Raw genomic sequence first — 21691 nt, 5'->3', positions numbered from 1 at the left:
TGAGGCGTACTCACGCCTTTTCAGGCCACGTGGGCGGGAGGGCCCCGGCGGGTCAGGGCGGATTGGGAAGCACCTGTCCAGTGATCGGTCTGCGACCTCGTCACCCGTGTGTCCGGTGCAGCGGAAGTGATGAACAGGAGGCTTCCACGCAGGCACAGGACGAACACCCGTGTCAGTCGTGCTCTTGGGTCGTGCCGGTCCGGGGTGTCCCGGTGCCGGGGAGGGTCCACATGGCCAGGAGGTCGAGTGCTTGTCTGGACGCCGATCCGGGTTCCGCGGTGTAGACGAAGAGGGTTGTGTCGGGGTCTCCTGGCAGCGTCAGTGTCTCGTACTCCACTGTCAGTTCACCGACGAGCGCGTGGTGGAGGCGTTTGGAACCGTGGGTGCGCTGGTGGACCCGATGCTTTTCCCACCAGTGGTCGAATTCCGTGCTCTTTTCCCGCAGTTCCGCGATGAGATCGTTCGTGGCCCGGTCATCCGCGTCCCGTCCCGCTTCCAGACGCAGACTTTCCACGGCGGCCCGTGCCTGGTCCTCCCAGTCGACGAACAAGGACCGGGATTCCTCGCTGAGGAACATCCAGCGTGCGTAGTTTCGGTGTCGGACGGGCATCTGGTCGAAGTCGGTGAACAGTGCCTTGGCCATCCGGTTGGCCGCCAGGACGTCGCTGCGGCGGTCGAGAACCAGGACCGGTTCGCCGTCGAGTGCGTCGATGAGTTGGTGAAGGCCGGGGCGGAGTCTTCGGGCACTTCGGCCGGGACGCCGTGACGGCGCGGCCGTCACTCCGACGAGGTCGTGAAGGTAAGTGCGTCCCGCCTCGTCGAGGCCCAGGGCGCGGCAGAGTGCGGCTACGACACCGGGCGACGGGGCGATCGGGCGTCCTTGTTCGAGCCGGGCGTAGTAGTCGGTCGACACACCGGCCAGGCGGGCGACCTCTTCACGGCGCAGGCCCGGAACACGCCGCGTGCGGCTGTCCGGCGGCAGACCGGCCTGCTCGGGATCCACTTGGCTGCGCGCTTTCCGCAGAAAGTTTCCCAGCTCACGGTTGTTGTTGGCCATGCCACGCAGTATCTCGGGTGTGGGTGTTTTCCGCGTGGGTCTGTGAGTCCTAGTCTGCCGGGTCCGCGGTCGCGCAGGGCCTGCTATGGGGGTCTGTGGGGGCTGGTGGCAGGCCATGCTGGATGTACGTCCTCCAGGCGAGTGGCAGAGGACGCATCGCGGCATGCGTACGGCGCAAAAGGCAAGTCAAGGCGTTGCTCGGGCGGGCAGCCGATGAGCGGACCTGCGGTCGGCGCTCTTTCGCTCCCTGACGCCATTGCGTCATGCCCGGCCACTGATTCTCCCGGAGCAAGTTGCCGCCCGCTCCGGATATCTCTTCACGGAAAAGGAATTCATTCATGAGCAAGGGCAAGGTTCTCATCGTCATGTCGGCCGCCAGTGTCTGGGAACGCACCGACGGATCGAAGTACCCGACGGGTTACTGGGCGGAGGAGCTGGCTGCTCCGCACGAGAAGTTCGTCGAGGCCGGTTACACGGTCGACTTCGCTTCTCCGGGTGGGGTGCTGCAGCCGCTGGACGAGCACAGCGCCGACCCGGCGGTCGCCGGGCAGGAGTGCGGCCGCCACGTGGCACACGCCCGCAAGGCGCTGGAGGAGTTCGGCTCGCTGCTGAAGCTCGACGAGGTCGGCATCGACGACTACGTCGCGGTGGTGCTGCCCGGCGGCCACGGCCCGGTCGTCGACCTCTTCCAGGACGCCGACCTGCGCCGTCTGCTGGCCAAGGCGGACAAGGAAGGAAAACTCATCGGTGCGGTCTGCCACGGTCCGGCCGCGCTGCTGAGCGCCAAGGACGAGGACGGTAACTGGCTTTTTGCCGGTCGCAGGATGACGGCGTTCACCGATGAGGAGGAGCGGCTGTTCGGCACCGCCGAGGGGGCGCCGTGGCTGCTTGCTTCCCGTCTGCGGGAACTGGGAGCGGACCACGTAGAAGGGGCGGCTTACCAGCAGCACAACGTCATCGACGGCAACCTCTTCACCGGCCAGAACCCTGCCTCCAGCACCAGGCTGGCCGAGGACATGATCACCGCGCTGCGCTGACACACCACCCGGCGCACGAAGGTCGTGCCCTTCGTCCGTACGAAAGGCCCCCTTCGTGCGCCACCGGTCAACCAGCCATACGGCACACCCCGAAGGAGCTGCGCATCGCCGGCCGGTGGCGGACCGCGACCGCAGACGCCACGTTCGCGGTGTACGCCCCGGCCACGGGCCGGACGCTGTGCGAGGTGGCCGACGGACCGGCCGCCCTCGACGCCGCACACACGGTCCAGGCCGACTGGGCGGCGGTTCCTCCCTGCCGCCGGGCCAAGCAGGATGATCCATCCGGCGAGGACGGCCCGGCCACCACAGGCGCGCTTCTGTCCATGCCGCGCCATAGCAGGAAGGCAATCAGCGTATCGGGCCGGTGATTTCTTGTGTCCCGAGGACGGCGAGCAGGTCCAGGAGTTCGGCGCTTTCGGTGCCGATGGCGGGGGTGAACCAGAGCAGCCGCTGCCGGCCGTCCTCGCTGAACAGGTTGAGGCAGTTGACCTCGATCAGGCCGAGCGTCGGGTGGTTGAGGCGTTTACGGTCGTCGCGCCGGAATGCCACGTCGTGGTCGGCCCACAGGGTGGCGAATTCCTGGGAGGCGCCGAGCAGCGTGCCGATCATCGAGCGGGCTTCGGCGTCCTTGGCGTCGCGTCGGGCGGCGGCCGCCCGTAGGTCGGCGACGAAGGCCCGGGACTGGGCCGCGTGGTCGGCCTCGGGGTACAGCTGCCGGGCGTCGGGGTCGGTGAACCAGCGGTGGATGAAGCTGGCCCGGGCGCCGCTGAAGCCGGAGTGGTCCCCGAGCAGCGCCACCGCGAGCGGGTTCTGTACGAGGGTGACGTGCAGGTCGGTGATCACCTGGGCCGGGGTCGAGGTCAGGCGGGTGAGCAGGTCGGACATGCCGGGGTGGACGTGCGAGGCGGGTCCGCCGGGCGCGGGCACCGGGCGGTCGGCCAGGTGGTAGAAGTAGTCGCGCTCGTCGGCGGTCAGGCGCAGGGCCCGCGCCAGCGCGGCGATCATCTGCTCGGAGGGCTGGGATCCTGCGCCGCGTTCGAGTTCGTTGTAGTAGTCCACCGATGCGCCGGCGAGCTGCGCGACCTCGTCGCGGCGCAGCCCGGGCACCCGGCGGCGAGGCCCGTGTGGAAGGCCCACGTCGGCCGGACGGATGCGGGCGCGCCGCGAGCGGAGGAACGCCCCCAGTTCGGTGTATCTAGCGGAACCCATGCCCGCCATTCTGCGTCCCGGCGGGCCACCGACCCAGGGGATGGCATCCCCTGGTTCCGCCGGCCGGTGCCACGCATCGTGGAGGACATGACTACGAACCACCCCACTCCCCCTCCCGTTCCTCCTCCGGCGGCCGGGCGGGTTGCCGTCGTCACCGGCGGATCACGCGGTATCGGCCGGGCGGTCTCCCTCAAGCTGGCCCGGGACGGCCTGGCCGTCGTGGTCAACTACGCCCGCGACGCGGCTGCCGCCGAGGAGACGGTGACGGCGATCACCGCCGTTGGCGGACGGGCGATCCACGTGCGGGCGGACGTGGCGGACGAGCGCGCGGTCGCCGCCCTGTTCGACCGCGCGGAGCGGGAGTTCGGCGGCGTGGACGCCGTGGTGAACTGCGCCGGCCGACTCGCGCTGTCCCCGATCGCCGACCTCGACCTGGCCGTGCTCGACGCCGTGCACCGCACCAACGTCCGTGGCGCCTTCGTCGTCGCTCAGCAGGCCGCCCGGCGGCTGCGCGCGGGCGGCACGTTCGTGGGGTTCTCGACCTCCGTGGTGGGCACCCGGTTCCCTGCTTACGGCGCGTACGCGGCGAGCAAGGCGGCCGTCGAGTCACTCACGTCGATCCTCGCCCGCGAGCTGCGCGGGCGGGACATCACCGTCAACAGCGTCTCCCCCGGCCCCACCGCCACGGATCTGTTCCTCGAAGGCAAGACACCCGAACAGATCGATCAGCTCGCCAAGGCCCCGCCCCTGGAACGGCTGGGCACCCCGGAAGACATCGCCCAGGTGGTCGCCTTCCTCACCGGCCCGGCCGGGCGCTGGGTGAACGGCCAGGTGGTGCGGGCCAACGGCGGCCTGGTGTGAGGGCGCAGCCGAACGTCGTGGTGGTCACCGGCGCCTCCAGCGGCTTCGGGAACCTCACCGCACGGGCCCTGGCCGAGGCCGGACACATCGTGTACGCGGGAATGCGCGCCACCGCGGACCGCAATGCGCCCGCTGTCGCCGCGCTCGCCCAGTTCGAGCAGGACCGCGGCGTGCGGGTGGCCGCTGTGGAGATGGACGTCCAGGAACAGGGGTCGGTCGACACCGCCATCGACCGCGTACTGACGGAGCAGGGGCGGATCGACGTGGTGGTGCACAACGCCGGCCACATGGTCCTCGGACCGGCCGAGGCATTCACCGTCGCTCAGCTCACCGAGGTCTATGACGTCAACGTGCTGTCCACGCAGCGGGTGAACCATGCCGTGCTGCCGGTCATGCGTGACCAGCGGCGGGGCCTGCTCGTGTGGGTCGGCTCCTCCTCGACCCGCGGCGGGCACCCGCCCTTCCTGGGGCCCTATTTCGCCGCCAAGGCCGCGATGGACGCTCTCGCCGAGAGCTACGCCGCCGAGCTGATCAAGTTCGGGATCGAGACCACCCTCGTCGTCCCCGGCGCCTATCCGAGCGGCACCAACCACTTCGCCCACGCCGGCGCGCCCGCCGACACCCAGCGGGCCGCGGAGTACGACGCGCTCTACGGCCGGCTCAGGGACACCATGGCCAACGGCCTGAGCCGGATCTTCCCGCCTGGGCACGATGCCGCGGAGGTGGCCGACGCTATCGTCCGGATCGTCGGCCTGCCGCACGGCGAACGCCCGTTCCGCACCCACGTCGACCCCAGCCGCGATGGCAGCGAGGTGGTGTCGGTCGTCTACGACCGCATCCGCGCGGAGTTCTTCCACCGCATCGGCATCGACGAACTGCTGTCTCCGCACGCCGGCCTCTGACCATCCCGCCACCAGCCGTGGAACAACCCCACGGCCACCCGTTCCAGCCCCCTTCCCGGACACGCATGTCCGCACCACCTCCCAGACCACAGAAAAAACCCACGCAAGGAGAAACACCCATGCCTTTCGCCCACTTCAAGGTCCCCGCCGGCACCGTCACCGCCGAGGACAAGAAAAAGATCGTCGAGCGCACCACCGACCTGTACGCGGAGATCTACGGCGAACGGGCCCGCCCCACCACCGTCGTACTCGTCGACGAGGTCGCCGACGGCGGCTGGGGCGTCGCCGGCAACGTCCTGACCGCCGCCATGCTCAACGGCGACGCCTGACCTCCGCCCTCCGTGTGGGGCCCGGCGCCCTGACGCCGGGCCCCACACGGCCACACCCGGACCAGTCCCCGCACCCGTGGCCCCTGCCCCTCCCGCACCGTCGGGCCAAGTCCCCCACCAGATGGATCGCCACCCCGGGGCACATTGACGTACCTTCAGTACGTGAGGAACGGGGAGAGGATGACTCAGGGAATTCGGGCCCAGCAGCGGGAGCAGACCCGGCAGGCTCTGGTGCGGGAGGGCCGGCGGCTGTTCTCCGCGCTGGGGTACGGGAGTGTGGGGCTGTCGGAGATCGTCCGGGCGGCGGGGGTCACCAAGGGCGCGCTGTACCACCAGTTCTCCGGCAAGGCCGACTTGTTCCGGGCCGTGCTGGAGCAGGTGCAGCAGGAGGTGGCCGAGCGGATCGCCGAGACGGCGGATGTCCGGGAGGACCCCTGGGACCAGCTCGTCTCCGGGTGCCGGGCGTTCCTCACCGTCTCCACCGATCCCGCGATCCAGCGCATCATGCTCGTCGACGGGCCCGCCGTCCTCGGCTGGAGCGAGTGGCGGGCCATGAACGAGACGACCTCGGGGCGGCACTTGGCGCAGGTCCTCGGGGACCTGATCGCCGAGGGGCGGATCGCCGCTCAGCCGGTCGAGCCGCTGACCCATCTGCTGTCGGGCGCGATGAACGAGGCGGCGCTGTGGCTGGCCGCGTCGGCGGGCCCCGGCGATCTGGACGCCACGCAGGCGGCACTGGTGGCGATGCTGGAGGCCCTGCGCGTCAGGTGACATCGACGGGCGCCCCGGGTGCGGGGCGCCCGCTTCCGTACGGGCGGTGAGCCCTCAGCCCGCGCGGCGGGCGACGGCGGCGCGGTGGGCGCAGGCGTAGCACCCGCCCTGCCCGCGGCGGATGTTGTTGAGGGTGGGGGCGCCGATGTGGCCGCACGTCGTGCAGCGGCACATCCACCGGTCGCGGACCCGGCCGGGGAACGGCTCCAGCGGTTCCATGCCGATCGCGCGCATCTCCGCCTCGGCGGTCCGCTGGTCCACCGGCGCCCGTCCCGCACACGCACGGCAGCCGCCCTTGCCGGCGCGGATGCCGAACAGCCGAGGATGGACGGTACGGCCGCAGACCACATGGCGGCAGGGCCACCGGGCCCTGGCGCCCGGGTACGGCTCCAGCGGCTCGAAGCCCGCGGCGCGCATGTCCGCCTCGGCCCGGGCCTGCCCGGCGGCCCGTCGGCGCTCCCCCGCGGCGATGCGTCCGCAGTACCGGCATCCGGCGCTCGCGCCGACGCGCACCGAGGTGAAGGTGGGCGCGACCAGATGCGCGTTCTTCGTGCAGCGGCTGCTCCAGGCCACGTTGGCCCCGGGATACGGTTCCAGTGGTTCGAGACCCGCGGCGCGCATAACCGCGACCGCCGTCTCGGGATCGACTCTTGCGGGCACGACCGCCCTCCCCCCTTGGCCGCCGGCCCTCCGCGAGCGCCGGCCGGCAGGTCATCTCAGTGCGACGACGTGGATGAGCACACCACTCGGGTCCGTGACGAACAGGTCATCCCCCACCAGACTTCCGGTGCCGCCCCGACACCTCCCCGACGCCGGTCCCCCACACGCGGCTATGCGCTCCAACTCACCCTTCCCGCCCTCCACTTCGAGGGTGAGGCGGGCCGTACGCAGCGGCCGTCGCCAGGGCCCCGGGAGAGCGGGGTGGGTGTCGTCCAGGAGGCCCTGTCCGCCCGTATCGCCGCCGCACCCCCGTGGGCGGCGGCGACCCATGTCCGGCCGGTGCACAACCGGCCCGGCGCCCCCGCGACCCCTACGAACGCACCGCCAGATCCACAATGCGCTGCACCAACTCCGGGTAGTCCCAACCGGCCCGGGCCGCCGCCTTCGGGAGCAGGCTCGTCGCTGTCAAACCCGGGAGCGCGTTCACTTCGAGGCACATCGGGGTGCCGGCTGCGTCGTTGCGGAAGTCGGCGCGTGAGTATGTGTCGTCGCCGAATCCCAGGGCCCGGTGAGCGCGTACGGCCAGGTGCTGGAGCCTGGAGGTGAAGTCGGCCGGGATCTGTGCCGGGCACACTTCGTTGACCGCTTCGGGCTGGTACTTGGCCGTGTAGTCGAAGACCGGTGTCGTCAGCTCGATCTCGATGACGGGGAGCGCCTGGCCGCCGACCACGCCGACGGTGAACTCCCGGCCCGGAAGGAACGGTTCCACCAGCAGTTCGGTACCGCCTGCGCGCACCTCGGCCGCGACCTGATCCAGTTGCGACAGCGAGTCCACCCGGTGGACCGACACGCTCGAACCGTCCGCGACCGGCTTGGCGACCACCGGACCGGCCTCGACCAGCCGCCGTACGTCCTGCGGTACCGCCTCCCCGCTCGCCCCAGGCCGCCACAGCACCCGATCTACCACCGGTACACCGGCCGCGCCCAGCACGGCCTGCGCCCTCCCCTTGTGCCAGGCCGCCGCGCACACCGCGCTGCCCGCGCCCGTGAACCGTACGCCGGCCATCTCCAGCAGCGCCTGCACGTGCCCGTCCTCGCCCCAGCCGCCGTGCAGCGCCAGGAACACCAACTCCGCGTCGCGCAGCAGGTCCAGGACCGGGCCGCCGGTCAGGGCGGCGTGCATGCGCTCCCGCAGTCGCTGTTGGTCCGACAGGGACGGCGGTTCCTTGCCGACCGCCACCGCGTCGACCGCGTCACCGGGACGCAGCGGCCCGGCCAGCACCGGCTCCGCGGCGGCCGGGTCGATCAGCACCACCTCGTGTCTCCGTTCCAGCAGGGCGCGGGCCACCGACCGTCCCGAGGCAAGGGAGACATCTCGTTCCGTGCTCTCTCCACCGCTCAAAATCACGATTCGCATGCCGGGATTCTGGCGTATGGGAGAGATTTGTGCACGTATGTCTTGGCGGTACGGCAGGGGGCATCGCGGTGCGGCAGGGGCCAGCGCCGCGCGACAAGGGCATCGCTGTACGGGGAGGGCGGGCCATCATCACTGTGCTGCACGCAGCCGCTCCGCCAACTCGCCTTCCCCTTCCACCTCGATCCGGCCGGATCTCAGCCCTTCCCCGAAGGTGAGCCGTCCGCCGACAAGGGCTTCACAAGCGTCGGACCGCAACGTGACCCGCGCATCGGCCTTCTCCGCCGCGCCGTCGCCGTACAGCGGAAAGCCGCCACCCGTACGCAGGTGGAAGGTTCCCGAGTCGAGCACCACGTCGACCACGCCCGCGAGGCCGCCCGCCGCTTCGGTGAGCAGCCGGAGGAGTGGGAGGGCGTGCCAGTGGGCGCGTACGGCGTCGGTGGGGCGGCGGTCCGGCAGGTCCGGTGCGCCCCATTCCGCGAGTGCGGCCAGGACGGGCTGCAACTGCCGGCCCCGTGGTGTGAGTTCGTACACGTAGGAGGCGGCGGGCGGGGGGAGGCGGTGGCGGGCGGCCAGTTCCTCGCGCTCCATGTCCTTCAGGCGGGAGGCCAGGACATCGGTGCTGATGCCGGGCAGGTCGGCGTGGAGGTCGGTGTAGCGGCGGGGGCCTGCGAGGAGTTCCCGGACGATCAGCAGGGTCCACCGGTCGCCGACGGCGTCCAGGGCACGGGCGGCGGCGCAGTAGTGGTCATAGCTTCGGCGGCGAGGCATGGCAGCAGTCTAGAGAAGACATTGGACTTGCCAAGCTCCTACTTGGTAAAACCAAGTACGCAACGAAGCCCTGGGAGGCCACCGCATGGAATTCCGGCAGTCGAGCAAGCTGAGCGAGGTCTGTTACGAGATCCGCGGACCGGTGATCGAGCACGCCAACGCTCTGGAGGAGGCGGGGCACAGCGTGCTGCGCCTGAACACGGGCAACCCCGCCCTGTTCGGGTTCGAGGCGCCGGAGGAGATCGTCCAGGACATGATCCGGATGCTGCCGCAGGCCCACGGGTACACCGACTCGCGCGGCATCCTCTCCGCGCGGCGCGCGGTCGCCCAGCGCTGCCAGGCGCAGGGCCTACCCGAGGTCGGGGTCGATGACGTCTTCCTGGGCAACGGCGTGTCCGAGCTGGTCAGCATGGCCGTGCAGGCGCTGCTGGAGGACGGTGACGAGGTCCTCGTACCCGCGCCGGACTTCCCGCTGTGGACGGCGGTGACCACGCTCGCCGGCGGGCGCGCCGTGCACTACCTGTGCGACGAGTCCGCCGACTGGTACCCGGACCTCGACGACCTGGCCTCGAAGATCACGGACCGCACCAAGGCCCTTGTGATCATCAATCCCAACAACCCGACGGGCGCGGTGTACCCGCGCGAGATCCTCGACGGGATGCTCGACCTCGCCCGCCGGAACCAGCTGATGGTCTTCGCCGACGAGATCTACGACCAGATCGTCTACGACGACGCCGAGCACCTCCCCGCGGCATCCCTGGCCCCGGACCTGGTCGTGCTGACCTTCGGCGGCCTGTCCAAGACATACCGGGTGGCGGGGTTCCGCTCGGGCTGGCTCGTGGTCACCGGCCCGCGGCAGCACGCGCGGAACTACCTGGAGGGGCTGACCATGCTGGCCTCCATGCGCCTGTGCCCCAACGCGCCCGCGCAGTACGCCATTCAGGCCGCGCTCGGCAGCCCGAACTCCATCCGCGAGCTGACCGCCCCCGGCGGCAGGCTGTACGAGCAGCGCGACCGGGCCTGGCAGAAGCTGAACGAGATCCCGGGCGTGTCGTGCGTCAAACCGAAGGGGGCACTGTACGCGTTCCCGCGCATCGACCCCGCCGTACACAAGATCCACGACGACGAGCGGTTCGTCCTGGACCTGCTGCTGCGCGAAAAGATCCAGGTCGTCCAGGGCACCGGCTTCAACTGGCCGTCCCCTGACCACTTCCGCATCCTCACCCTCCCGCACGCCGATGAACTGGAATCGGCGATCGGTAGGATCGGGCGGTTTCTGACGGGGTATCGGCAGGGTTGAGGGGGGGAGGTTTCTTTGAGGTCCGGGCGGCAATGGTCGGCTGGTCCAGGAGACGTCATCGCAGCTGTCGGAACGTTGAATCGGCGGGCCGGGAGAAGCCGAATGCGGAAGCCACGCCCTCGATAGGCTCGATGGTGTGCAGTGGCATCAGGTACTCGGCTTCGTGGCCACGGTCATCCCCCTCACACTGATTCCCGGCACCAGCCTCACCCTGGTCACGCAGCAGGTGATCGCCGGGTCGCGGGCGGACGGTGCGCTCGTCACGCTCGGCCCGGCGGGTGGGTTCCTGGTGCACGCGGCATGTGCCGCGGTCGGGTTGTCAGCACTGGTGATGTCGTCGGCACAGGCGTTGACGGTGGTGAAACTCCTGGGCGGCGGCTATCTCGTCTGGCTGGGCGTGACCATGTGGCGTGCGGCGGGCCGAGAGGCCGAAACCGGGATACGGCGGCGGACGCGGTGGTGTTTGCCGTGGGCCCGGCTCGGGGGTTTCGCGCAGGGTTTGTGGTCGAACGTTCTCAATCCGAAGGCCGCGTCGGTGTATCTCACCCTGGTACCGCAATTCCTCACGCCCGGCCGCCCGATCGCACCGCAGGTCGCGGCCCTTGCCCTCGCGCATATCGCCGTCGTACTCGTGTGGCTGCTGTTCTGGACGACCGTGGTGGCGGCCGCGCGTACGGCGATCGACACGCCCCGGTTCCGACGTCGGATGAGTCGTCTGGCGGGAGCTGTGCTCGTCGCATGGGGGGTTCGGACGGCGGCGGTGGGGTAAGCCGGGGCGTCGTCCGCTATTCCGTGGCCGGCGCTACGGGAGCGTGCGCTCCGTATGAGAACCCCGCGGCAGCGAGGATCGAGAGCGGCAGCGGTGTGCAAGCGAGCCCGTACGCCGAAGCCTGCCCCTGGCGCTTCGGGTGGCCCCTGTCCCCGGTGCAAGCGCGGAATTCCGGGGATTTCAGGGGCCACAGCTCACGGAGAAGCCGCACAGCGGCCCACGGCGTCAGCGGCAGCGCCACACCGTCGGCTGGTTGTGGCCGTTCCCGCCGTCGGGGCGGCTCCAGCCGGCGAGTGCGCCGTCGTCCGCCGAGGCACTCAGCCCGAGGGCGCCCGGCAGGGTGGCGGTACGGCGATCGAGCTGCCATACGGCGTCGCCGCCACCGCCAGTGGTCCAGCCGACGGACTGGCCGGAGCTGTTCACGGAGTTGACGCTCGCGCTGTGCTCGGGGCGCAGCGGGGTGCCGTCGCGGTCCCACAGGACGCCCTGGCCGTCCGCGTCCGACGAGGGCTGGGTCACGCCCGCCACCCGGCCGTTGGAGATGCCGTTGCCGTGCACCACCGCCGTACCGGAAGGCAGGCTCAGCTTGCGCGCGCCGCCCTCGCGCCACAGGTAGAGGGCCGCGGGATCGAACGCGTCGGTCCTGGTCTTCATGTGTTCCACCAGTACGGTGCCGTCCTGGTCGATGCCGGTCGCCTTGGTCTGGCCGGTGCCCGGCAGGCCGCCCGACAGCTTGACGACGGTTCCGGGCGCGTTCGCGGGCCACAGCACCGCGGTGTGCACGTAGTAGCTGTCGATGCCCTGCCGGGCGAGCACGGCGACGTGGCCGACGATGTCGCCGACGTCGTTGATCCCGGTCGCCCAGGACGCCGTGGTGCCCGCCGGCTCGGGCAGCCTCTCCAGTTTGCCGTCGCGGGTGCGGAAGGCATGCCGCTCCGAGTCCTCGGCGTTCACGTCGCCCACCACGGTGCCGTCGCGGTTGACGCCCGTCACCGTCGGCTGGGCCAGGCCCTTCGGGCGGGCGAATTCGGTGGCCTGGCCGCCCTCCCAGCGCAGCACCTCGCGGGTGGTGGTGCCCCACGAATAGGTGATGGCGCCCGTACCGGCGTATCCGCCCTGGCTGTCGGCGGCGGTGATCTGCCCGCCTCCGGTGTAGCGCGCGGGCACCGTGAGCAGTTCGGGGCTCCAGGAGCACGCCGCCACCGTCGTCGACCGGGCCGCCGGGGCGGCGTGGGCCATGGGCGACAGCAGTGCGGCGGACATCGCCACCGTCAGGGCCGCCGTGACCGCTACGCGTCTGGATCGCATACGAGCATCTCCTTGGCTGGTGAGCATGCGCTGCAGCTGGTGAGCACTGCGCTGCGCCTCAGCCTGGCAACGGGCGCTTACGTCGCGATGACGGCGCAGTGACCGTACGAGCGGCCATGGGCGGGGGCCGTGCCGCGGTTTCCCGCCCTGGCGCACCGTCGGTCCGGCGGGCCTGAGAGAGTGGCCCCATGCTGCTCGACCCGGAGAAGACCCTGTTCATACGGGGTGCCACTCCCGTACTCCTGTTGTCCGAAGCTCCCGTGCACGACGCCCTGCCGGTCCTGACCGCGCCCGACGGAGCGGTGCCCCGGTGCGACGGCTGGAGCATCCTCCCCAAACTCACCCTGTGCGTCGTGGACGGGCCCGGTGAGGCCGGGATCATGATTCCCGCCTTCGTCGCGCCGGTGATCGACGGAGACGGCGGGAGCGGAGGCGGTGACGGCGCGGCCGGTGGGACCGGCGGGACAGACGGGCCCGGTGAGATGGCCGCCTGGTGCACCGACGTCGAAGCGGCCGGTGGCGCGGTGGTCCTGTCCCTCGACGCCCTTCCCGAGGTACTCGACTGGCCTCACCTGCTGGGCTCGGGCACCGCGCGCGGAGGGTTCCTGCCGGGTCTGTTCTGACCCGCTCCGGCTTTGACCCGCTCCGACTCTGCCCCGCTGCGGCTCTGGTCGCTCCGGCATGCCGCAAGCCCCCGGAAGAGGACCCATCGTGCCCGATAGGGCGTAACACCTGAATACATGTACACTTGTCCTACGAAGCCCCGCGGTTCCCCCGTCCGCGGGGCTTCGTCGTGCCGTACGGCCTGCGCATGCCGCGGCCGGCCCACGGTTTCCGCCGCCGGCGGCCGGGCGGCGAAAGCGGTGGAAGCCGGGACGGGCGGAATGAAAGAGTCCCGTCATGACGGCTGTTGATGACTCTTCCGGATTGTCCAGAACCGCTTCCGCTTCTTCCGAGGCCACTTCAGACCATTCCGCATCTGCCCAAGCCGCTTCAGAAACCTCCGCGTTTCCCCGCCAGTTCGCGCTGACCCAGCGCTTCTCCCTCGGGGTGCCGCGCCGGTTCGGCGTCTCTCCGGACGGGCGCCGGGTGCTGTTCACCCGTACCGGCGGCGGCAGCGATCCCGTGAGCCGGTTGTGGCTGTACGAGGACGGGGCGGAGCGGGTGATCGTCGACCCGGCGTCGCTGGGAGGGGAGCCGGATTCCGAGGGCCGGCTGCCCGAGGCGGAGCGGGCCCGCCGGGAGCGGGCGCGTGAGCATGCCACCGGCGTGGTGGCGTACGCGACCGACGCGGCGGCGCGTGTGGTGGCCTTCGCGCTGTCCGGCGCGCTGTGGGCGGTCCGTACGGACGGGGGCGCCCCCTTCCCCGTACCGGCCGCCGGACCCGCCGTCGATCCCCGGCCCTCTCCGGACGGGCGGTACGTCGCGTACGTGACCGGGGGCGCGCTGCACATCGTCGGCCTGGAGGACGGGAAGGACCGGCAACTGGCCGCCCCGGAAGGCCCGGACGTCGCGTACGGACTGCCCGAGTACGTCGCGAGCGAGTCGATGGGCCGTACGCGCGGCTACTGGTGGGCGCCCGACAGCCGCCGCATCCTGGTGGCCAGGGTCGACACCTCCCATGTGGCGCGGCGCTACATCAGCGACCCGGCGCACCCGGAGCAGGCGCCGCGCGCCGTTCCGTACCCCTCGGCGGGGACGGCCAACGCGGACGTGTCGCTCCACATCGTGCCGGTGGACGGCTCCGAGGCGCCGCGTGTCGAGGTGGGCGGGGACCGGGACGCATACGAGTACCTGGTCAGTGCGGCCTGGGACGGGCACGGGCCGCTCGTCGGCGTACAGAGCCGGGACCAGCGCACGCTGCGCACACTGGCGGTCGACGAGGCCACCGGCGCGACCGAGGTCCTGCACGAGCGCACCGACGCCGCCTGGGTCGAGATCGTGCCCGGGACTCCGGCCCGTACGGCTTCGGGAGCGCTGGTCCTGCCCGAGGACACAGCCGGGACGCGGCACCTGAGGGTGGGCGGCAGTACCGTCACGCCGCCCGGACTACAGGTGCGCGAGGTCGTCGCCGTGGTGGGCGAGGAAGTGTGGTTCACCGCCAGTGAGGAGCCGACGACGACCCACGTGTGGCGGTGGGGGCCGGAGGACGGCCTGCGCAGGCTGAGCGGGCAGCCGGGGGTGTTCACGGCCGTGGTCGGGGGCGGCACGGTGGTGTTGACCGGGCTCACACCGGACGGGCCGGTGACCGACGTTCACAAGCGCGGGCAGGACGCCCGCTCCGGAAGCATCGCCTCGCTCGGCGAAGATCCGGTCGTCACTCCACGTCCGGTACACCTCGTCCTCGGGGAGAGGGAGTTGCGCGGCGCGCTGTACCTGCCGTCCTGGTACGACCGCGACGCGGGCGGCAAGCTGCCCGTACTGCTCTGCCCGTACGGAGGGCCGAGCATCCAGGTCGCCATACAGGCGCGCGAGTGGTTCGTCTGTGTGGCGCAGTGGTTCGCCGAGGAAGGCTTCGCCGTACTGCTCGCGGACGGGCGCGGCACCCCGGGCCGGGGGCCCGCCTGGGAGAAGACCGTCCATGGCGACCAGCTCACGCCCGTACTGGAGGACCAGGTCGACGCGCTGCACGCGGCCGCCGCGCGCTTCCCGTGCCTGGACCTGACGCGGGTGGCGATCCGCGGCTGGTCGTTCGGCGGCTTCCTGTCCGCCGCCGCGGTCCTGCACCGCCCCGACGTCTTCCACGCGGCGGTCGCCGGCGCCGCGCCCACGGACCAGCGGCTGTACGACACCCACTGGAAGGAGCGTTACCTCGGCCATCCCCAGGAGGCACCGGACCACTACACGCGCTCCTCCCTGGTGGGTTCGGGCCACCTGCTGCGCCGTCCGCTGCTCCTCGTCCAAGGGCTGTCGGACGACAACGTGGCACCCGCGCACACCCTGCGCTTCTCCGCGGAACTGCTGGCCGCCGGCAAGCGGCACAGCGTGCTGCCGCTGCCGGGGGCCGGCCACTCGGTGGGCGACCCGGCGGTCCGCGAGAACCTGCTCCGCTTCGAACGCGACTTCCTGCTGGAGGCGCTGGGCAAGGTGTGATCTGCTGCGCGACGTGCCGGGCGGGGTTTTATCCGCTGCGTGGCGCGCTAAGCGGGGATTGGTCTTCTGCCCGGCGCGCGGCGGGAACTGAACGGCCGTGGCTCCGTATCCGTATGGAACTTCCACAACGCCCATGGGACGCACGGACCACGTGGCGCGCACCGCTCACGGGACGGACGCGGCGCCCACGGGCCTGGAACAGGCACCGAGAGCCGGAGGCACATCATGACCCAGCAGGCAGCGTCAGCGCGGACGGGCGCGGGAACAGGACGCCGTACGGTCGTCGCGGCGGCCGGCGCGGCGGGGCTGGCCGCCGCGCTCGCGGCGTGCGGGAACGGCTCGGAAGGGTACGGCGACAGCGCGTCGTCCGCACCGTCCGGGCCGTCGTCGTCGGCGGCGGCCGGGGGTGACGGGGCCGGGGACAGCGGCGCGTCGAAGGGCGGCGGCGCGGCCGGGGATGCGCTGGCGAAGACCGCGGACATCCCCGAGGGCGGCGGCAAGGTCTTCAAGGACCGCAAGGTCGTGGTGACGCAGCCCGCCGCGGGCGAGTTCAAGGCGTTCTCGGCGGTGTGCCGGCATCAGGGGTGCCTGGTGAACGAGGTGGCGGGCGGCACGATCAACTGCCCGTGCCACGGCAGCAAGTACGCCATCGACGACGGCAGCGTCCGCCATGGTCCCGCCACGCAGGGGCTGCCCGCGGCCAAGGTGAGCGTGGAGGGTGGAGCGATCAAGCTGGGCTGACGGGGCCGCCCGTCGGCGGCGGCCGGGCGGTTCACCCGGCGGCGGGCCGGGTCCGGCGCGGGCGCTTCCAGCAGGTGAGCAGCTCTTCGGTGGTCGTCACCGTGGCGACGAGCGCGAGGGTGTGCCGGACCATCGCCGCGGTGTAGTCGGCCGGTACGCCGGCGATGGCGTCGGCGGGCACCACCGCCGTATAGCCGAGGTTGACCGCGTCGAAGACGGCGTTGGGGACCGCCACGTTCGCCGACACCCCGACGATCACGAGCGTCCGGCAGCCGAGGTTGCGCAGCAGCGGGTCCACGCCCGTACCGGCGATCGGTGACAGGCCGTGCAGCCTGCGGACGATCAGGTCGTCCTCGGAGACGGGCACCGGGTCGGCGATCCGTACCGCGGTCGTACCGGCGAGCTGCTGTACGGGCAGGCGCTCGGCGGCGGCGAACAGGCGCGCGTTGCGGTTGGCGCCCCGGCCGTCGGGGCGGCGCTCGGCGACGGCGTGCAGGACCTGCACGCCCGCGTCGTGCGCGGCGGCGGCCAGCCGGGCCACCCGGCCCAGGGCACCCGACGTGCGGGCCGCGTCGGCGAGTTCCGGCAGCGCGCTGTCCGGTCCGACGACCCCGCGCTGGCACTCGACCGTGAGCAGCGCCGTCGTCGCCGGATCGGTCAGCTCGAAGAGGCGCGCGCCTGATGGCATCGGATCGGCCCTCCTGGTGAGTGGTCGTACGCCCGTGGGCCGCGCGAGCGTAGCCGCCATTGCGTCCGTAAGGAAGACACCCCAGCATGCTTCCCGACACGCGGACAGGCCGGTGCGGGCCGCGCCCGGCCGCCGCACAGCGGAGGTGGTCGACGGATGACCGGCACACAGCGGCGCGGACGCCGCGTCATGATGACGCCGCGGGAACTGGACGCCTTCCTGGCGGAGCAGCGCACCTGCCGGGTGGCCACGGTGAGCGAGGACGGTACGCCGCACATCGGCCCCCTGTGGTTCGTCTGGGACGGCACGGCGCTCTGGCTGTACTCGGTCACCCGGAGCAAGCGGTGGGCGCAGCTGCGCAAGGACCCCCGGATCGCGGTGGCCGTCGACGACGGGCACGACTACGGGGAGCTGCGCGGGGCGGAGCTGCGCGGCCGCGCGGAGATCGTCGGCGAGGTGCCGCGGACGGGCGGCGCCTGCCCGGAACTGGGCAAGCCGGAACGATTGTTCGCCATGAAGTACTTCGGGCTGGAAGAAATGCCGCACGACGGCCGGCACGCGTGGCTGCGGCTGGTTCCGGATGCGGTGGTGTCCTGGGACTTCCGCAAGATGGGGGGTTTCGCTGGGTGAGCGGGTGACCGGGTGAGCCGGGCGGTCCGGTGCGGGGGGGGCGGCGGTGCGGCGGGTGGCGCGGTGGGCGGTGCGGCGGGTGGCGCGGTGACCGGGTGTTCCCAGGGCTGTTTCCGAGCCCGGCTTCAAGGACGGTTCCGAGGACGTTTCGAGGCCGGGCCCGGTGCCGCGTCCGGGCGGCGCGGCTCCGGTGTGCTTCCTCGCGGTGCCGTGTGATCGCGTTGTCGGTGGTCTCTGCCAAAGTGGTGGGGTCGGCCCGTTTCCGGCAGGTCCGGGCGGGCAGCACCGACGTGGGACGACGAGGACGAGGGAGACCTGGTGAACGTGCTCTTTCCGGCGCTGAGCGATGCGTCGCCACAGCCCGCACTGCGCTTCGGCGAGCGTGCGCTCAGCTACCGCCAACTGGCCGCGGTGGCGGGCCGGCTCGCCGACCGCCTGGGCGACGCGCCCCGAGTGGCCGTCTGGGCCACCCCCACGCTGGAGACCGCCGTCGCCGTGGTGGGCGCGTTGCTCGCCGGGGTGCCTGCCGTGCCCGTCAACCCGAAGATCGGCGAGAGCGAGCTGGCGCACATCGTCTCGGACAGCGGCCCCTCGCTCGTACTGTCCGAGCCGGACGCCGATCTGCCCGGCGCGCTGGCCGCGCTCCCCCGCCTCGACGTGGACCTGTCCGGCGCCGACGAGGAGGTGCCGCCCCTGCCGTACGAGCCGGACACCGAGTCCCCCGCCCTGATCGTCTACACGTCCGGCACGACCGGCCCGCCCAAGGGCGTCGTCATCCCCCGCCGGGCCGTCGCGCACACCCTCGACGCGCTGGCGGAAGCCTGGCAGTGGACCGCTGACGACGTACTCGTGCACGGACTGCCGCTGTTCCATGTGCACGGCCTGGTGCTGGGCGTCCTCGGGCCGCTGCGGCGCGGCGGCAGCGTGCACCACCTTGGGCGGTTCAGCACCGAGGGCGTCGCCCGGGAGCTGGCCGCGGACGGCACGATGCTGTTCGGCGTACCGACGATGTACCACCGCCTGGCCGTCGAGGCCGGGGAGAACGAGGCGCTGGCCAAGGCCCTGGGCGGGGCCCGGCTGCTGGTGTCCGGCTCGGCGGCGCTGCCGCGCAGCGACCACGACCGGCTCGCCGCGGCCGCCGGCTGCCGCGTCATCGAGCGGTACGGCATGACCGAGACCCTGATGAACACGAGCGTACGGGCCGACGGCGAGCCCGCGCCCGGCAGCGTCGGCGTGCCGCTGCCGGGGGTGTACGTCCGGCTCGTCGACGAATCCGGCCAAGCCGTCGAGGACAGCGACGGCGAGACGGTGGGCGAGATCCAGGTCCGCGGCCCGAACCTCTTCGTCGAGTACCTCAACCGCCCGGACGCCACCACGGCGGCCTTCGACGGCGGCTGGTTCCGTACGGGTGACATGGCGACCCGCGACGCGGCCGGCAACTACCGCATCGTGGGCCGCAAGGCCACCGACCTGATCAAGAGCGGCGGGTACAAGATCGGCGCGGGCGAGATCGAGAACGCGCTGCTGGAGCACCCGGGCGTGAGCGAGGCCGCGGTGACCGGCGAGCCGGACGAGGACCTGGGTGAGCGGATCGTCGCCTGGATCGTGCCGGCGCCCGCGCCCGACGGCGCCCCCGTCCCGACCGCGGCCGAACTGTCCGACCACGTGGCCCGGCAGCTCGCCCCGCACAAGCGCCCGCGCGTCGTGCACTTCCTGGAGGCCCTGCCGCGCAACGACATGGGCAAGATCCTGAAGCGGGACCTCCGTGCGTAGGGACTCGCCGCCGGACGGGCCGGACGGATCAGGCGGCGCCTCGGGCGGCTCGGGTGGGCCGTCGCCGCGCTGGTCCGCGCGCGAGGCGGTGGCCGTGGTGACGGAGGACTTCACCGAGTTCCCGGCGCCGGAGGCCGAGGACGCCGCGCCGCCCACCAGCGCGCCAGAAGCCGATGACGGGCCGCTCGGCTGGGACGGGTACGGCGCCGCGCGGCAGCGGGCCCGGGAGCGCACCGGCGAACGCGAGTCCGTGATCAGCGGCACCGCCCGGATCGACGGCGTGCCGACCGTGCTGATCTCCTTCGAGTTCGGATTCCTCGGCGGCTCCCTCGGGGAGCGCACCGGCGACCGGCTGGTGGCCGCCTACACCCGCGCCCGTGAGCTGCGCCTGCCGGTCGTGTCGCTGATCGCCACGGGCGGCAGCCGCATGCAGGAAGGCATGCGGGCGCTCACCCAACTCCAGCGCGTGGCCGCCCAGTCCGCGCTGACCCGCGCCGCGGGTCTGGCGCAGATCGCCGTGGTCCGCGACCCGACGACCGGCGGCGGCTGGGCGACGCTCGGCGCAGGCGCCGATGTCGTCCTCGCCCTGCCCGGCGCGCAGATCGGCTTCGCCGGCTCACGGGTACGCCCGGCGGACGCCGACCCGTACGCGTACAGCGCCGAAGGCCAGCTGGCGGCAGGCCAGATCGACGCCATCGTCCCGCCGGACCGCTTGCGCACGACGCTCGGGCGGTGGTTGGGGCTGCTGGGGGTTGGGGGTGGGGCGGTCGGGCCCGGAGCAGTTGGGCCTGGGGCGGTTGGACGGCCTGCGGTTCCTGGACCTGCGGCTTCCGGACCTGCCGGAGTCGCGCCGCCCCCTCCTCTACCCCTGCACGCCCTCGGCTCCTCCGACCTTCCGGCTTCCGGCTGGGCGGCGGTGTGTGCGGCCCGCGACGAGCGGCGACCGCGCGCCGCGGCGTATCTGGACGCGTACTTCGACTGGCGGGAGGAGATCAGCGGTGATCGCTGCGGCGGCACCGACACGGGCATACGCTGCGGATTCGGCCGGCGCGACGGGCGCACGACCGCGTTCGCCGCGCAGTGCGGTACGGCTGTGCGCCCCGCCGGTTTCCGTACGGCCGCCCGGCTGATCCGGCTGGCGGACCGGCTCGGCATACCGGTGCTCACGCTGGTGGACACACCGGGCGCGGCCAACGACCCGGATGCCGAGCGCGCGGGTGCGGGCGCGGCCATCGCGGACGTCTTCGCCGCGCTGGCCTCGGTCCGTACGCCCGTCACCTCGCTGCTCATCGGGGAAGGCGGGGCCGGCGGTGCGCTGGCCCTGGCCGCGCCGGACGCGCTGTGGGCGACGCCGGACAGCTACTTCTCCGTCATCGCCCCGGAATCCGCCGCCGCCATCCTCAAGCGCGACGCCAACGCGGTGCGCGATACGGCCGACCAACTACGCTTGCGCCCACAGGATTTGCTGGACCTCGGCATCATCCAGGGCATCGTCCCGCCCGCCCCTTCCGAGTGACCAGGGCCGGCCCCTACCCCATCACCCTCCTCTCCCACTCGCCGCTCCGCTGCCCCGCCGGGGCAACGCGTCCTCGCACCACTGCGTGGTCATGGCGCGCGGCGAAGTGGTCATCGGCATGGGCGAGCGGGACGTCAGGCTGGGCGGACACCTCATCGACGCGGTGCTGGGCCTCGCACGACTACGGGCTCGAACGCGTGACGGTGCATTCCAGCGACCGCGCCATCCGGGCGTGCGCGCGCCATGGATTCGGCACGTCGCCGCGCTTGCTGCAAGCCGACCTGACGCCCTGAAGCCGCTACGTCTGCGCCTTCCCCTACTCCCAGACCGGGGCTGCAGGCAGCCCCCGCTCCGCGCGGGCGCGGTCGGTCAGTTCCTGGATCAGTTCGGTCTTGGCCTCGGTGTAGGTGTCGGACGAGGCGCCGGTGGCGGCGAGGGACTGTTTGAGCCGGGCGTAACGCGCGGCGTCCGCCGGGTACTTGCGCAGGTGGTCGCGGAGGATGCGCTGGTTGCGGGAGGGCCAGCTCTCCAGGGTGACCACGTGCAGGTGGTGGGTCCGGCGGCGGTCGTCGCCGCGCACGTACAGGAGGCGGTTGGCCATGCCGTTGTGGTCGCGCCGGTAGCCGAGCCGGGACAGGGCTTCTTCGCGGGCCTCGACGGCGGCGAACTGCCCGGCCGCGGCCATCAGGTCGATGATGGGCTTGGCGGCCAGTCCGGGGACGGCGGTCGAGCCGATGTGCTCGATCTCCGTGATGGCCCCGGCCAGTGCTCCGCGTACGTCCATGATCGCCTCGGCCGCCTGCGCGGGCCAGGCCGGGTCGTACGGGACTACCTCGATGATCCGCTCGCCCATGCGCGTCAT

At 72.0% G+C, this 21691-nt stretch carries 21 protein-coding genes; 13 read left to right on the top strand and 8 right to left on the bottom strand.

Translation table 11 applies throughout. From position 1 onward, the window contains the following. Positions 1-172 precede the first annotated feature (172 nt). Positions 173-1057: a helix-turn-helix transcriptional regulator gene (locus tag CP984_RS35890; protein WP_003985145.1), complete on the bottom strand. Its 885-nt coding sequence runs from the start codon at positions 1055-1057 to the stop codon at positions 173-175. Positions 1058-1395: 338 nt separating this feature from the next. On the opposite strand from CP984_RS35890, the gene CP984_RS35885 reads away from it, so the two are divergent. Beyond that, on the top strand, positions 1396-2094 hold the full coding sequence (locus CP984_RS35885; protein WP_003985144.1) for a type 1 glutamine amidotransferase domain-containing protein: 699 nt from the start codon (positions 1396-1398) through the stop codon (positions 2092-2094). Between the two features lie 348 nt (positions 2095-2442). Here the strand turns inward: CP984_RS35885 and CP984_RS35880 are convergent, their stop codons facing one another. Continuing rightward, positions 2443-3303, bottom strand: a complete 861-nt coding sequence (locus CP984_RS35880) for a helix-turn-helix transcriptional regulator (RefSeq protein WP_086026273.1) — start codon at positions 3301-3303, stop codon at positions 2443-2445. 87 nt (positions 3304-3390) lie between these two features. Between CP984_RS35880 and CP984_RS35875 the strand changes: the two genes are divergently transcribed. From CP984_RS35875 to CP984_RS35860, 4 genes are all read left to right on the top strand, one after another. Continuing rightward, on the top strand, positions 3391-4164 hold the full coding sequence (locus CP984_RS35875) for an SDR family oxidoreductase (RefSeq protein WP_003985142.1): 774 nt from the start codon (positions 3391-3393) through the stop codon (positions 4162-4164). Next, entirely contained in the window at positions 4161-5066 is a 906-nt protein-coding gene (locus tag CP984_RS35870; RefSeq protein ID WP_003985136.1) for an SDR family NAD(P)-dependent oxidoreductase, read from the top strand. The genes CP984_RS35875 and CP984_RS35870 overlap by 4 nt, the downstream gene beginning before the upstream one ends. Before the next feature lie 119 nt (positions 5067-5185). Next, positions 5186-5395 carry a 4-oxalocrotonate tautomerase family protein gene (locus tag CP984_RS35865; protein ID WP_003985135.1) on the top strand — a complete coding sequence of 70 codons (210 nt, stop codon included), beginning with the start codon at positions 5186-5188 and terminating at the stop codon, positions 5393-5395. A 180-nt stretch (positions 5396-5575) separates the two neighbouring features. Further along, complete coding sequence (locus CP984_RS35860) at positions 5576-6166, top strand: TetR/AcrR family transcriptional regulator (RefSeq protein ID WP_030177881.1); 591 nt, start codon at positions 5576-5578, stop codon at positions 6164-6166. Positions 6167-6220: 54 nt separating this feature from the next. Here the strand turns inward: CP984_RS35860 and CP984_RS35855 are convergent, their stop codons facing one another. The 3 genes from CP984_RS35855 to CP984_RS35845 all read right to left on the bottom strand — a co-directional run bounded on the left by CP984_RS35855 (position 6221) and on the right by CP984_RS35845 (position 9011). Further along, positions 6221-6826: a hypothetical protein gene (locus tag CP984_RS35855; protein ID WP_030177883.1), complete on the bottom strand. Its 606-nt coding sequence runs from the start codon at positions 6824-6826 to the stop codon at positions 6221-6223. 370 nt (positions 6827-7196) lie between these two features. Further along, entirely contained in the window at positions 7197-8243 is a 1047-nt protein-coding gene (locus tag CP984_RS35850) for a D-alanine--D-alanine ligase family protein (protein ID WP_030177884.1), read from the bottom strand. A 129-nt stretch (positions 8244-8372) separates the two neighbouring features. Beyond that, positions 8373-9011 carry a winged helix-turn-helix transcriptional regulator gene (locus CP984_RS35845; RefSeq protein WP_003985130.1) on the bottom strand — a complete coding sequence of 213 codons (639 nt, stop codon included), beginning with the start codon at positions 9009-9011 and terminating at the stop codon, positions 8373-8375. An 85-nt stretch (positions 9012-9096) separates the two neighbouring features. Here CP984_RS35845 and CP984_RS35840 point away from each other — a divergent pair, with 85 nt between their 5' ends. Then, on the top strand, positions 9097-10311 hold the full coding sequence (locus CP984_RS35840) for a pyridoxal phosphate-dependent aminotransferase (protein WP_003985129.1): 1215 nt from the start codon (positions 9097-9099) through the stop codon (positions 10309-10311). Positions 10312-10447: 136 nt separating this feature from the next. Beyond that, a complete protein-coding gene (locus CP984_RS35835; protein ID WP_003985127.1) occupies positions 10448-11080 on the top strand; it encodes a LysE family translocator in 633 nt (210 codons plus the stop codon). 225 nt (positions 11081-11305) lie between these two features. On the opposite strand, the gene CP984_RS35830 is transcribed toward CP984_RS35835, so the two are convergent. Then, complete coding sequence (locus CP984_RS35830; protein WP_003985124.1) at positions 11306-12388, bottom strand: hypothetical protein; 1083 nt, start codon at positions 12386-12388, stop codon at positions 11306-11308. 188 nt (positions 12389-12576) lie between these two features. Here CP984_RS35830 and CP984_RS35825 point away from each other — a divergent pair, with 188 nt between their 5' ends. The 3 genes from CP984_RS35825 (at position 12577) to CP984_RS35815 (ending at position 16222) form a co-directional block, all read left to right on the top strand. Continuing rightward, positions 12577-13011, top strand: coding sequence for a hypothetical protein (locus CP984_RS35825; protein ID WP_003985123.1), 435 nt, complete (start codon positions 12577-12579; stop codon positions 13009-13011). Between the two features lie 466 nt (positions 13012-13477). Then, positions 13478-15481, top strand: a complete 2004-nt coding sequence (locus tag CP984_RS35820) for a S9 family peptidase (protein WP_003985122.1) — start codon at positions 13478-13480, stop codon at positions 15479-15481. A gap of 225 nt (positions 15482-15706) precedes the next feature. Beyond that, entirely contained in the window at positions 15707-16222 is a 516-nt protein-coding gene (locus tag CP984_RS35815) for a Rieske (2Fe-2S) protein (protein ID WP_030177887.1), read from the top strand. 31 nt (positions 16223-16253) lie between these two features. Here CP984_RS35815 and CP984_RS35810 read toward each other — a convergent pair whose 3' ends face one another. Further along, positions 16254-16910, bottom strand: a complete 657-nt coding sequence (locus CP984_RS35810; protein WP_003986717.1) for a cysteine hydrolase family protein — start codon at positions 16908-16910, stop codon at positions 16254-16256. A 156-nt stretch (positions 16911-17066) separates the two neighbouring features. On the opposite strand from CP984_RS35810, the gene CP984_RS35805 reads away from it, so the two are divergent. The 3 genes from CP984_RS35805 to CP984_RS35795 all read left to right on the top strand — a co-directional run bounded on the left by CP984_RS35805 (position 17067) and on the right by CP984_RS35795 (position 20829). Next, entirely contained in the window at positions 17067-17540 is a 474-nt protein-coding gene (locus CP984_RS35805) for a pyridoxamine 5'-phosphate oxidase family protein (RefSeq protein WP_003986716.1), read from the top strand. 318 nt (positions 17541-17858) lie between these two features. After that, positions 17859-19313, top strand: a complete 1455-nt coding sequence (locus CP984_RS35800; protein WP_003986715.1) for an acyl-CoA synthetase — start codon at positions 17859-17861, stop codon at positions 19311-19313. A gap of 88 nt (positions 19314-19401) precedes the next feature. After that, positions 19402-20829 carry a carboxyl transferase domain-containing protein gene (locus CP984_RS35795; protein WP_003986714.1) on the top strand — a complete coding sequence of 476 codons (1428 nt, stop codon included), beginning with the start codon at positions 19402-19404 and terminating at the stop codon, positions 20827-20829. Between the two features lie 316 nt (positions 20830-21145). On the opposite strand, the gene CP984_RS35785 is transcribed toward CP984_RS35795, so the two are convergent. Then, positions 21146-21682 carry a GrpB family protein gene (locus tag CP984_RS35785; RefSeq protein WP_003986713.1) on the bottom strand — a complete coding sequence of 179 codons (537 nt, stop codon included), beginning with the start codon at positions 21680-21682 and terminating at the stop codon, positions 21146-21148. Between the last annotated feature and the right edge of the window lie 9 nt (positions 21683-21691).

The organism is Streptomyces rimosus, from assembly GCF_008704655.1.
Classification (GTDB): domain Bacteria; phylum Actinomycetota; class Actinomycetes; order Streptomycetales; family Streptomycetaceae; genus Streptomyces; species Streptomyces rimosus.
Note: the sequence above shows the minus strand (reverse complement) of the source record. Positions and strands in the feature narration are given on the sequence as shown.